We start from the raw sequence: 12,906 nt of genomic DNA on the forward strand, positions 1-12,906 counted from the left end.
AATCAGGGTTGGAAACTGAACCAGCCAGGTAGCAGCAAGACACTGGCCCACAAGGCGGCCGAGGCCCAGGATGAGATATGAAAACTCAGAGGCGACATGGCACAGGTGCCCGCAATCAAGGGGACAGTTGAGCGCAAGGGACCAACAAAGCGGCAGGCCACAATACTAAACCATCCCCAGCGTGCAAAAAAAGCCTGCGCTTTTGCATACAGATGCAAGCGCTTGCGGGCCCACTCGAAGTGAAACAGATTGCCGCCGTAACGCTGGCCCAGAAAAAACGAGATGGCATTGCCCAGGCCGGCGCCCAGTGTCACGGACAGCCAGATCGGCAGCAAGCTCATTTCCCCGGCGCCGACCAGGGCACCGACGGATAAAAGGATGGCTGTACCCGGTATGATCAGGGCCAGAAAGGGCAGGGACTCGACCAGGCACAAAGCGAATACAGCGGGGGCCACCCATTGGGGGTTGGCGCTGATCAGGGCTGTGGCCTGTTCTGCAAAATTGCTTAGGGTGCTCAGCATATCAACCAGAAGGAAGGGACAGCATCATTGCAGCCTTTTAGTTCAGGGCAAGGCTCAGAATCAGGCGGTCCTTGTGCTGCAAGCCGTCCTCAAACAGGGCCTCGTCGTAATGGTGCAGGAAATAATCGGGCTCTACCGCCACCACTCGAAAGCCGGCGCGCTGATAGAAAAACAGGGGGTAGCCAATGGTGCCGGTGGCCACATATAAGGTTTGACCACCTTGTTCGCGTACATAGCTAATCAGGGCAGACAGCAGCTTGGCACCCAACCCATGACCCTGGTGCGAGGGCTGAACGGCGATGTTCATCAGCTCCCAATCCTGGGCGTTCCTGCGCTGCAAAATAGCAGCCGCCACGATGTGTTCCTGATCTTTAATGCACCAGGCGTGCGGTGTGTCTTTGTAGCTTTCAATCAGACTTGTGCTGGGATCAGCTTCCAGAAGCAAAGCCATGGGCAGGCTGGAGCCATGGACCTGTTCCGCTTGCCCAAAATCGCTGCTTTGGCTCATGAGAAATCCCCGTCCACGTAAAACCATTGGCCCTGTTCAAGGACAAAACGGCTGACTTCATGCAGACGGTTCGCCCGGCCATTCAGACGGTTGCGAGCGACAAATTCCACAATCGCTTCCGTGTCGGAAACACGTTCATGACGTCGCACGTCCAGGCCCAGCCATTGCAAACCTTCCGGATTGGGTTCCAGCGAATGAGGGCGGGTGGAGCTATGCCAGGTGGCCAGCAGATAGTCCAGATCGTCGCGCACAAAAGCGCTGTACCGCGAGCGCATCAGGGTAGCCGCATCGGGGGCTTGCAAGTACTGCGGGCCTTGGTGCCAAGGGCCGCAACAAACTTCGTAGGTTTTGGGATTGCCGCAGGGACAGGAGTTTTTTGAAGAGGAAGACTTTTTCAAGAGCGTAACTGCCAAGACCAAAGAATGGCACAAGCATACCTGAAAGCAGGTATTGGTTTATGGCGCCACCGCGACGAAAAGTAAGGATTTACAGACCAGGCTTTGCTGTAGCTGGACTGCTTGTCAGGCAGGGGCGTTCGAGGGAGTACGGGTGTTGGTAAAGTCTGATTGGTTCATCGTACGGGTAAAAAGTTCCTGGCCGAGCATCCAGCGTTTGGTAGCGGCGGCCCGATGCTGTGCTGCATCCTGACTTGTGATCCCTGGAATCCCCATAAAAAAACCCGCCCGCAAAAGCGGACGGGTTAGCGGCATGCGATTCGCTGCGTCGAAGGGGCTTATTTAGCCGCGTCGATGCGCTGTTGCATACGCTGGGCGCGTTCTTTGGAACCGGGGTGCGAGCTCATCACGCTGCTTTCGCCGCCGTCCAGAGCTGCCAGTTTTTCAAAGGCAGAAACCAGACCCTGGGTCTTGAGCTTGCGCTCGGTCAGCAGGTCAAAGGAGTAGTCGTCAGCGTCGGATTCTTGCGATTGCGAGAACTGAGCGTTCAGGAAGGCTTCGGACAGCTCGCCCAATTGGCTGGAGTTCAACTGAGCAACCACACCGTTACCGGTGGCGGCAGCAGCGTCACGAGCAGCGGACAGACCGTAGGCGGTTTGCATGGCTTTCTTGCTGTGGCCCAGTTCAACGTGGCCCATTTCGTGACCGATCACGCCGCGCAGTTCGTCGTCGTTCATCTTGTCCATCAGACCGGCATACACACGGATACAACCGTTAGCCATGGCCCAGGCGTTCACTTCCTGAGTCTGGTAAACCTTGAAGTTCGGTGTTTGACCGTTCAACTGTTTCGCCAATGGCTTGACGACACGTTGCAGGCGCTTGTTGTACTTGCTGTTGGGGCTGGCCACTTTGTTTTCAGCATCCATCTGCTTGCAGGACTGATCCGACAGAGCAATCACTTCCTGATCGGACAAATTGAACGCCTGGACAGCCTTGCTGCCGGCACCGACCATGCCACCCACATCCATTGTCTGACAGCCTGCAGTCAGGCCAGCGACGGCCAGCATAGCGGCCAATGCACCCATACGAAAAGTCATGAACTTCCCCTTCTACTTATATAAAGAGAAGCGATTTTAATGACTAGGCGGCGAAGGGTTCCTGTATAAAACAAACTTTAACAATTGTTGTGAGCGTATTTACAGTTTATGGAAGGCCTTAATGGGCACGATAAGCGATGTTTGCCGCGTTTGTGCTCAACAATTGCCTCAGTTCCGGTGAGATGGACGGGCGGCGATTATGGCCAGCAGTACGGCCAGTGCCGCTAAAAAGGCGGCGACAAGGGGCAAGGACAGGACTGAAAAACGATTCAAAACAAATCCACCTGCTGCAGTTCCGGCTCCTACACCCATATGCATGGCCGAGAAGTTCAGGCTGATGCCAGCCTGTGCGGATTCACTGTCGGTACGGATCAAAAAGCTTTGTACGACCGGGGAAATCATCCAGCTGATGCAACACCAGATCAGCACCATGAAGCTGCCTAGCCAAGGCAGGTGGTTCAGTAAAAAGGGCAAGGAAACCAGGCTGCCAAGATAAAGTGCGGGCACAAGGTTCAAGGCTAGCGGGGCTGGCATGCGATCCGCCAGTCGCCCTCCCAAGTAGCCTCCGAATACACCTGCCAAGCCTATTACGCCAAAGGCATAGGCGGCCCAGTCTGGCGGTACTGCAGCAACGTGCAGTAAGTAAGGCAGCAGGTAAGCAAATAGTGCAAAGTGTCCTGCAATCATCAATACTGATACGCCTTGGGCGGCCAGTAGACGTCCGTTAGCCAAATGCCGACGATACGACAGTTGCTGACTGTCCTGGGACTTTGTGCTTGGCAGATGTTGCCAGGACAGCAGCAGCACGATGCTGGCCACCGCTGCCAGCACACCAAATACGCTACGCCAGCCGCCCCATTGGCCAAGTAACATTCCCGTCGGAACCCCCAACACCAGCGACCCGCTGATTCCCATGAAAATCAGACCAATGGCACGTCCTCGCAGGGAAGGGGAGACCAATTCTGTTGCCAGTGTTGTCGCCAGCACACAGACTACCGCGCTGGCACAAGCCATCATCACTCTTGCCAAAAATAATAGTGTAAAGGAAGGGCTGAGGGCGGCCAGGACATTGCCAAAGACGAATAGTGCCAAGGCACTCAAGTACAGAGGGCGAGGGCGCAGCCGATGTCCCAGTAAAGGGACGCATGGCGCCATCAAGGCAAAACTTAGGGAGAAAACTGCTGTTAACTGTCCGGCCAGGGCCACCGAGACGCGCAAGTCCGAAGCCACATCCAGTACTAGCCCAACGATGATATTTTCTGCTGTGCCCGTGACGAAAGTGGCCAAGGCAAACAAGAAGACGCGGGGATCCATGCTCTCTTTCCTCTGAACGTGATGACCACGCCAGAACCTTCCGTCGTGGTTGAACCAGGCGAACGGGTTTCGAGGCAGAGCTTCGGTTATCCCTGAATGAATAAAAGCCGCAGATTGTGCGACTTTGAAATACAGGTGCAGCTTGAAATGGGTGGTGCCCCCCCCCCCGTGAGTCGAACACGGCACCAACGGATTATGAGTTTGCGGCTGAAACGCTAAACCTAGGAAAATCAAGCGTATACAACCGTAATCAAAATAAGTAGAAAGTACTCATGCGTCAGTAGTTTAGCGTACTTATGAGCAGATGGCCAAAACTGATGTATGTACCGCTACTGTACCGCTGGCCAAGGCAAGTTCCGGTGCAGATCACCCTCTGCTATGGGCATCAATCTCATAGAGACATTCAGGGCGTCGTGCTACACTGCACATTGCATGTAACACATGAGGATGGTGCCATGAGTGATGCCACTTTTACTTTTCGAGTCGATGACGGCCTGAAGGCTGAGTTTGCCAATGCCGCCAAAGCCCATGACCGTACCGGAGCCCAGCTTCTTCGCGACTTCATGCGCAGTTACGTGGCCCAACAAGAAGAAGCACAGCAATACGATGCCTGGCTGGCGAAGAAGGTCGAGCAGTCGCGGGCGTCTGCGGAGGCGGGCAACCTGATTCCCGCGTCTGATGTTGAAGCCCGCTTTGCCGCTCGCCGCGCAGCGACCCGTGCCCGTATGGCTGCACCTGAATGATGGAGCTGCTATGGACGCCAGAAGCGGTCAAGGATCGTGAAGACATTTACGACTACATCGAGGAAGACAACCCCCTTGCTGCCCTGGCACTTGATGATCTGATAGCAGAAAGAACAGCAGGGCTCCAGGATTTTCCAAGAATGGGCCGGGGTGGGAGGGTGCCTGACACCTTCGAGCTGGTCGTCCATAGCAGCTATATGGTCGTATATGACATTGTGGAAATGCAGGTGCGAATATTGAATTTCGTGCATACGGCGCGGCAGTGGCCGCCGCTTGAAGGTTGAACACCAAAAAGAACAGAACAGGCCAGCTCTCACCGGTTCCCTTCATTGGATAGGAGTTGTTAATGTTCAGGGAGGCCGACAATAGGCGTATCTCACACTCCAAGACATCTTTCTCCTAAAGCACCACTGGGCAAGTTCAGCAACAAAGATGTGAAAGTAAGGAAAAGCTCAATGAAAGCCAAGTGTGCCGAAGCTCCTGAACAAGGCCAGCTCGTCAAGCTGCGCCACAAAATTTGGGCAGTAACCGCAGTAAATAAAACCAGAACACAACCAAAGCAATCAATACACAGGGTCTCCTTGGAGTGCCTGAGCGATGACGCGCTTGGCGAGAACATCCAAGTCATTTGGGAGCGAGAAATTACACCTGCCTTTGTTGAGTTGACCACACTGCCGAGTATCACAGCCTCAGATACCCCCGATCTCTTCGATGCCTTTATCCGCTCCCTTCAGTGGGGTGCAAGCTCGTTGGCCGTCGGCGATATGCTACAAGCGCCTTTCCGTGGTGGCGTGCAGATGGAGGAGTACCAACTGGCCCCTGTTATCCGCGCGACCAATATGCCCAGGGTTCGTCTTTTGCTGGCTGACGATGTTGGCTTGGGTAAAACCATCGAAGCAGGTTTGGTTACGCAGGAGCTTATTCATAGCCACCGAGCAAGTCGTGTTCTGATCGTTTGCCCTGCGCACCTGAAAATAAAATGGGTTGATGAGATGGCTGAAAAGTTCGGCCTCGAATTCAAGATCATCGACCGCGACTCAGCGCTTAAAATGCGCAAGGAGTACGGGCCTAGTATTAATCCCTGGGCCAGCTTTCCTCGTCTTGTGACTTCGATTGATTATCTAAAAACTGAACACCCTCGTCGCCTTTTTGATGAGTTTGCTCGGAGACGACTCGACGAAAGCCCTAACAGTCGGCCTTGGGATTTGCTGATTCTCGACGAGGCGCATAACGCAGCGCCGTCCGGCAAAAAGCAATATGTGCGAGACTCGGAGCGCACTTCGTTACTGCGCTCAATATCCGAACAGTTCGAACACAAGATGTTTCTTACCGCTACGCCACATAACGGCTATCGAGAGAGCTTTACAGGCCTTCTGGAAATTCTGGACAACCTTCGTTTTTCTCGTGGCACCGACCTTGATAAGACGCAACTCTCAGCTGTTACCATTCGGCGCCTGAAGCAAGAAATATCAAACCCCGATGGCTCTCCACGCTTCCCCAAGCGCGTGATCCTGCCTCGCGATGAAAAAACAGATCCGCAGCTGTATGTCACACTGCCAGGGGAAGAGCAAAACCTCTTTAATCTACTGAATGCTTACACTGAAAGCCGATTGACCTCTGTCGACAAGCGTTCTGAACGTCCTCTCCAGTTCATCCTAACGCTGCTGAAAAAGCGTGCCTTATCCTCACCATTGGCTCTGCGGGAGAGCCTCATCGTGCACACAGAAAATGCTGGCATTACAGGTGAGCTTGGTATTGGAGAATCGCTATTTAACAGCTTCGAACAAAAGGAGTCTGAAGACTGGAGCGATGATGAAGATAAAGAGGACAACCTAGAGGCTGCAACTAGCGCGGCCTCCAAGCTGATTTCTAGGCTGTCAGTAGATGAGAAGGATATGCTGCAGCGTATGTTTGAAATTGTTGATAAGCAGGTATCGCACTTTTCAATTCGGGAAGACAGTAAAGCAGCGGCGCTAATTGGGTGGATCAATAGGAATCTTCGCGATGGCGATCAATGGAATGGTGAGCGTGTCATAATTTTCACAGAATACAAACACACGCTAAATTATTTGGAACGGATTCTTGAAAAGCATGGATTCCTGGATGCCACAAGAACCATCGTTGGCGGCATGAAAGACTTCGATCGACAAAAGATCAACGATGAATTTCAGTCGCCAAACAACCAAACTAATGTCCGCATTTTGCTCGCTACAGATGCAGCCTCTGAAGGTGCGGACTTCCAGAAGCACTGCCGGAATCTCATTCACTATGAAATTCCCTGGAACCCGATCCGCTTAGAGCAACGTAACGGCCGTATAGACCGTCACGGACAAAAAGCTGGCGAAGTCCGCATTCATCACTTTGTGTTTAAAAACCAGGAGGACTCCGAGTTTCTTAAGCACATCGTTGATAAAGTCGAAACCATCCGAAATGACTTAGGCAGCGTTGGCGCCATAATCGCTGATAACGTAAGAAAAAAGGCACTGGGACAAGCCGTTAACCTTGCCGCCATCGATGACGACGCTCGCAGACGTCTTGCACGCGAAGAAATGGCACTGGAAGCTCGGGAGAATGAAAGCATCGCACAGATGGTCGAAGCGTTAAACCGAGCTCGCAGTGCGCTCGATATATCTGAAGGCAATCAGCTCGACCTGCTACGCCAAGCGTTGAGTCTGGAAGGTTGCACTGAAGCAATTACCGACTTGGGCGATGGTGAGTTTTCATTAGCGCGCGTGCCAACGGCCTGGACTGAATGCAAAACCTACGTCAGTAGAGACTACCTGCAAAAACGCCTTTCGTTTAATCGCAACAAAGCGCGTGAAGACGATGCTGTGGGTATTGTTCACCTCGACCACCCACTTATGCGACGGGCTATTTCCACCTTTCGGGTACAGATGTGGGGGGCGCAATCAACCAAAAGCCAGTTAAATCGAGTGACCATCACGGAATCTTCGGAGATTACTGCACCGGCCATCATCGCTTGGGGGCGTTTGGTACTACTGGGGCCAGAACATAATCGACTCCATGAGGGATTAGTTCGCTGCCCGCTCTCCGTTCAGGGTAATGCTCTTGTTCCACAAGATATTGTTCGCCCAAATGATGCGATGCATTTTGCTGGTAGCACCGAGGGCGTGAAAGCGCTGGTTGCCCCGCTCATTGAAACCATTACAGAGCAGCTTTCAACCGCCGCCGAGGAAGAGGCCAAAGCGCTGATTGCCACGCTGAATGAGCGTGGGGAGGTGGCTCGGAAGCATGCGCAAAGCCTGGCGACCGAAAGAATTACGGCAATTCGAAAAGCAATAAAAGAGTGGGATAAACGGCAACATGAGCTGAGTGTTCAGTACGGGTTTGCCGGAGAAGATTGGAGTACAGAAGCTCTGGAAGAACGAGGAAGGCATTTTGAACAGCTGAATCTACGCCTCGAAGAACTTCTTAAAGAGCGTGAAGTAGAGCCAAAACGCCAGCGAGATCTATATAAAGTGACTGATCAAAGAATGTACCCAATTGCTCTGGAGGTAATTTTACCTAAGGGGAGCAACTGATGGCCACTAATAAACGTGTGGCAAATCGACAGCATCGCTGGCTATCCAGTGTGGAAATTACCGGTGTCGTGTTAAGCGAGCCGGTATTGGCAGACGCGGGAAACTTCCGCTCGCTCGACAAGGCAGAAATTGCGGCATTCAGAAAGCAGCGGGAAATCTGGAATCTGCCCAAGGGCATGGTGGAAGGAAACGGCCAGCCCGCCTGGATCAACTTTATCCTCGAAGACTTTCTCGGCCTGAAAGACAAAGACTACTGGCAAGTGGGCGCCTCAATTCCAGCAGATAGAGTTGTCAACCTGCACGAGCACCAGGAAGTGCTACGCCCCACACGCGTGTTACTCGATGGAGCCAATGCCGTGATGCTGGTGCTGGAAGTGCCACGCGAGCAATCACTGGATAAGCCCTGGTTGCAAGATAAAGGTCGTTGGAAAGCATCGCCCACCACTAAGTTTGAACGCCTATTACGCGAAACGGGTGTTGAACTTGGCTTGCTCACCAATGGTGAAGCCTGGCGCTTGGTTGTGGCATCTCCTTCTGAAACAACCTCATGGATGACCTGGACAGTTCAAACCTGGAATGATGACCCGATTACACTGGCGGCGTTTAAGGATTTACTAGGGGAATCACGTTTCTTTGCTGGCCCGCGTGATCAAGTCATTCTTGATCTGATTAAACAGAGCCGCCAGCGTCAGCTAGATGTTGCGGACCAATTGGGTAATCAGGTACGCGAAGCACTGCAAATTCTGGTGCACGAGTTGGATAGAACCGATGCCGAGTTGGGCGGCCACTATCTGAAGGGCTACAGTGAAGCCGAAGTATTTGAGTCCAGTGTCGCTTTTATCATGCGCTTGTTGTTTACCCTCTATGCCGAAGAGAACGGTTTGCTGCCCCATGGTAACGTCACCTACGACCGCTCTTATGGTGTATTGCACCTGCTCACCGAGCTTGAGGAAACCCGCCGCCTGGTGCCGGAAAAACTGAAACATTCCTATGCCGCCTATGCACGCCTGTTAGCAAGCGCGCGGCTGTTACACGATGGCAGCGTAGACTCGGACATCCGCGTTGCCGCACATGGTGGCCAACTGTTTGACCCGGACCGCTACCCACTGTTGGACGGCCGAGCCAAGAACGGAGAATGGCCAACAGAAGTACCCGAGCCGCCCAAGGTCAGAGATGCAGTCATCCGCGATATTCTGCGTAGCTTGAAATATGCCAAAGCCGATGGTGTGCGTCAGTTGGTGAGTTATCGCACACTGGCGGTTGAACAAATTGGTCATATGTATGAAGGCTTGCTGGATCGCCGCGTAGCCAGAGCGCCCGCCAACCAAACATTGCTGCTTTTGCAGGGTGGCCCGAAGATAGACGAACCAGAACCAGTGAATTCCGGTGAGTTTGCCGACCTTAACGAAGCTGCACTGATCAAAGCCATCGCCCAGCACACCAGCAAAACGGCAAGTACCATCAAGAAGGTATTGGAGCGCAACGAAGAGCGACAAACCCTAGTAAACCTCGGCACCGATGATGCCGAACTGCTAGAGCAAGCAAAACCGGTTGAACGCTTTCTGCAACCATTGGGTATCGTGCGCCCCGGTGGCCTATATGTTACTCACGGCCAAGACCGCCGCTCCAGCGGAGCTCACTACACACCGCCAACTTTGACCGAGCCGGTAGTACGCCGCACGCTAGAACATCAGGTTTATGTGAATGTTGAAGGCAAACCCGGTTTGTTGGTTGAACCAAGGTTAATCAAAACCCCGCAGGCAATACTGGCCCTTAAGGTGTGCGACCCGGCCATGGGCTCCGGTGCATTTCTGGTACAGGCTACGCGTTATTTGGCCGAGCGCCTGGTGGATGCCTGGGAGCGCATGGTAGCCGAACAGCCAGATAGCATCTTAACTATGCCCTTTGCCACACCCTCACAGGGTGACGCCAGCGAAAACCTGATGCCGGAATCCCGCGAGGAGCGGATTGTATTTGCCCGCCGTTATGTGGCCGAGCGCTGTATTTATGGTGTGGATATGAACCGCCTGGCGGTGGAGATGGCCAAGCTCTCCCTGTGGCTGACCACGCTTTCGACCGATCGCCCCTTCACCTTCGTCGATCGTGCGCTTAAACATGGCAACTCGCTGGTGGGATTAACGCCTGAACAGATTCGCAACTTTACCTGGAAGCCCGTCAGCAATGATTTCGGCCCTCTGTTCGCGAACCAGCCAGATCAGGAAGTCAAGGAAGCAGAGAAACACCGCGAAGCCATTCACAACATTGCTGATCACGATTTCATTAGTAAGGAAAAAGAAAACCGTATAGCCGAAGAGGCTCTTGCCAGTATCCGCACGAAGGCTTCCCTAGCGATTGCTGCGTTTTTTGACGGCGCCAACAACAAACAGCGTGAAGCCAAATTAATTGAATATCGCTACTGGCTGGAGCGTTTGGAGAAAGATGAGAAGGCACCTGCCGAAATCGACAAAATAATTCGCGGGCTGACTGCTGGTGAAAAACCTATTATTCCTTTTTGCTGGGAGGCGGAGTTTCCAGAGGCCTTCCACCGCGAAAATGGCGGTTTTGATGCCTTTGTTGGAAATCCACCATTCTTAGGCGGAACCATGATAAGCACTTATTTAGGTGATGAGTTTAGGGGCTATCTCAAAACACAGTTCTCAAACACCGGAAATAGGATGGATTTGTCGGGATATTTCTTCCGCCAAGCTTTTCGATATCTTAGAAATGCCGGCGCAATTGGCTTTCTTGCAACTAAAACCATCTCGCAGGGAGATACTAGGAAAGGATCTCTAAAGCAGATTATTCGAGAAGGAGGAACAATATTCTATGCTGAGACGAAAAGAAAATGGCCTGGAACCGCTGCTGTAACGATTAGTATTGTGACTATTAGTCGGCGTGCTCATTTCGGAAAATTCATTCTTGATCATAAAGAAGTTTCAGAAATAACTGCATTTCTACTTGAGAAAGGTGGAAACGAAGACCCATTCAAAATATCTGGGAATTCTGGAATAACATATGAGGGCGTAAAACAATATGGAGAGGGATTCATTTTTGGGGATGGGAAAAGTACCTATACCAGTCTAGAAGAAATGAAACGGATATTGAACAAAGAGCCTAGCCTTAGTGGCTATGTATTTCCGTTTTATGGCGGTGAGGAAATTAACGACTCGCCAAGCACGACGACAAGTCGTTACATTATCGATTTCGGAGAAATGAATCTTGATGAAGCCGAAAAATTAACTGATCTGTTTGACATTATTGAGAAAAAAGTTAAGCCTGATCGCATGAAAAAGGATGTAAAAAAATACCCTCGAATGGTTAACGAATGGTGGAAGCATTGGAGTCCAAAGCCAGAGCTAAGAGAAAAACAAAGATTATTGGACCGGGTTTTAGTTTGTTCGAGTATAAGCAAATATCTATGCTTTGCATTTGCTCCATCGAGTGCAATTTATTCTCATAACGTCACTATTTTTGCTGAAGAGTCCTTTGGCTTCTTCTCGCTGATACAGTCTTCTATTCATGAAGAGTGGGTAATGTTTACGTCATCTACCCTAGAGGAAAGGTTGGGCTATCGAAGCTCTGACTGCTTTGACACTTTTCCGTTCCCAATGGATTGGAGGCACGATGCCAATCTCAGTGGCGCAGGAGAGCAGTTTTACGAGAAGCGAAAAATCTTCATGCTTGAAAACGAGGTTGGTCTAACTAAGTTTTACAACGCTTTCCATAACCCGGAAGAAGAAAGAAAAGAAATTCTAGAGTTGCGAGCGCTTAGAGAAGTCATGGATAAAGCTGTTTTGCGAGGCTATGGTTGGAATGGATTAAATATCGCCTATTCTTTTGAGCCAGATTTCGAAGTCGAAGATGGTAAGTCTATACCTTGGCGTTTACGCTGGAGTAGTGAAACAAGAGACGAAATTCTCGGCCGACTTCTTGCTCTCAACAAAGAGCGGCATCAACAAGAAACACATTAGGCATCGTAAGGCACCAGGACTTCCTTATGCCGCAACAATTCAAAATGCTCCGCAATCCGCTCGCTGGGTTGCCCCTGCGCCCGAACGCCCATTTCCATATTGCGATCCAGCGCATACATGGTGAGGTTGGCTGAGGTGACTAAAGCATCGTGACGATCGGCAACCAACACCTTGGCGTGAAGTTTAAGGTGCTTGTCGTCAGCGGGAATTTTCCAGGTGAGCAGTTTGGGCAGGGAAACCCCTTTGGGCCATAAGGCGATCAGGGTATCGCGGTTGTTTTTACCGTAGCCTTTTTCGCCTTCATCCAGCACCATGGTGACCTTTACACCACGCGCAACGGCATGGGCCATCAGTTCGATGATGTCGTTGATAATGCCTTCGTAGTCTTCCTTGCCCGCCAGCCAATAGCCCACCACCAAAAGTTCTGACTGAGCAGCAGAGATAATATCCTGCACCACTTGACGGGTGGCGCGCAGGTAGGAGCCTTCCACTTTTGGCCCGCTCCAGACCACTTCGGTCTGCGTGGCTTCACCTTCGGTTAACAGCACCGCCTCTTTCAGTGCTGCCAGCTGCAGAGCAAAGGCAGAGTTTGTGAATGCAGAAAAATCACTGGCCCAAATAGCGATCACATTTGAAAGTGCGGTTTGCACTGCACCACGCCCGGCAGCAAGTTTGGCAATGCTGGCGGAGCCCGACTGTGCGGTTAGCGCAACGCTCTCCACTCCAGAGAGTACCTCAGCAAAAGCACCGGCATTCATCAACTGGTGTACAGCCTGCGCCAAAAAATAGGCAGATTTATCCCTGTTAGCAGACAC

10 protein-coding genes are annotated in these 12,906 nt (G+C 51.9%); 4 read left to right on the plus strand and 6 right to left on the minus strand.

The window, feature by feature from the left end; all coding sequences use genetic code 11:
• Positions 1–2 precede the first annotated feature (2 nt).
• The 5 genes from NIZ92_RS07135 to NIZ92_RS07155 all read right to left on the minus strand — a co-directional run bounded on the left by NIZ92_RS07135 (position 3) and on the right by NIZ92_RS07155 (position 3,835).
• The gene (locus NIZ92_RS07135) at positions 3–521 is read right to left on the minus strand and encodes a DedA family protein (RefSeq protein WP_009459463.1); all 519 of its coding nucleotides are present in this window, start codon (positions 519–521) and stop codon (positions 3–5) included.
• A gap of 37 nt (positions 522–558) precedes the next feature.
• Complete coding sequence (locus NIZ92_RS07140) at positions 559–1,029, minus strand: GNAT family N-acetyltransferase (RefSeq protein WP_254002958.1); 471 nt, start codon at positions 1,027–1,029, stop codon at positions 559–561.
• Positions 1,026–1,427, minus strand: coding sequence for a YchJ family protein (locus NIZ92_RS07145; protein ID WP_009459461.1), 402 nt, complete (start codon positions 1,425–1,427; stop codon positions 1,026–1,028). Before NIZ92_RS07145 ends, NIZ92_RS07140 begins: the two co-directional genes overlap by 4 nt.
• A 335-nt stretch (positions 1,428–1,762) precedes the next feature.
• Positions 1,763–2,521 carry a M48 family metallopeptidase gene (locus tag NIZ92_RS07150; protein WP_009459460.1) on the minus strand — a complete coding sequence of 253 codons (759 nt, stop codon included), beginning with the start codon at positions 2,519–2,521 and terminating at the stop codon, positions 1,763–1,765.
• Positions 2,522–2,689: 168 nt separating this feature from the next.
• Entirely contained in the window at positions 2,690–3,835 is a 1,146-nt protein-coding gene (locus NIZ92_RS07155) for an MFS transporter (RefSeq protein WP_254002959.1), read from the minus strand.
• Between the two features lie 455 nt (positions 3,836–4,290).
• Between NIZ92_RS07155 and NIZ92_RS07160 the strand changes: the two genes are divergently transcribed.
• The 4 genes from NIZ92_RS07160 to NIZ92_RS07175 all read left to right on the plus strand — a co-directional run bounded on the left by NIZ92_RS07160 (position 4,291) and on the right by NIZ92_RS07175 (position 12,091).
• Complete coding sequence (locus NIZ92_RS07160) at positions 4,291–4,578, plus strand: CopG family ribbon-helix-helix protein (protein WP_254002960.1); 288 nt, start codon at positions 4,291–4,293, stop codon at positions 4,576–4,578.
• Complete coding sequence (locus tag NIZ92_RS07165; protein ID WP_254002961.1) at positions 4,575–4,862, plus strand: type II toxin-antitoxin system RelE/ParE family toxin; 288 nt, start codon at positions 4,575–4,577, stop codon at positions 4,860–4,862. The genes NIZ92_RS07160 and NIZ92_RS07165 overlap by 4 nt, the downstream gene beginning before the upstream one ends.
• Positions 4,863–5,033: 171 nt before the next feature.
• Positions 5,034–8,120, plus strand: coding sequence for a DISARM system SNF2-like helicase DrmD (gene drmD, locus NIZ92_RS07170; RefSeq protein ID WP_254002962.1), 3,087 nt, complete (start codon positions 5,034–5,036; stop codon positions 8,118–8,120).
• On the plus strand, positions 8,120–12,091 hold the full coding sequence (locus NIZ92_RS07175) for a DNA methyltransferase (RefSeq protein ID WP_254002963.1): 3,972 nt from the start codon (positions 8,120–8,122) through the stop codon (positions 12,089–12,091). The genes drmD and NIZ92_RS07175 overlap by 1 nt, the downstream gene beginning before the upstream one ends.
• Here NIZ92_RS07175 and drmC read toward each other — a convergent pair.
• Positions 12,088–12,906, minus strand: coding sequence for a DISARM system phospholipase D-like protein DrmC (drmC, locus tag NIZ92_RS07180; RefSeq protein WP_254002964.1), 819 nt, complete (start codon positions 12,904–12,906; stop codon positions 12,088–12,090). The genes NIZ92_RS07175 and drmC overlap by 4 nt on opposite strands.

The sequence above is a fragment of the Alcaligenes sp. 1735tsa3 genome (assembly GCF_024134565.1).
Lineage (GTDB): Bacteria > Pseudomonadota > Gammaproteobacteria > Burkholderiales > Burkholderiaceae_B > Alcaligenes > Alcaligenes phenolicus.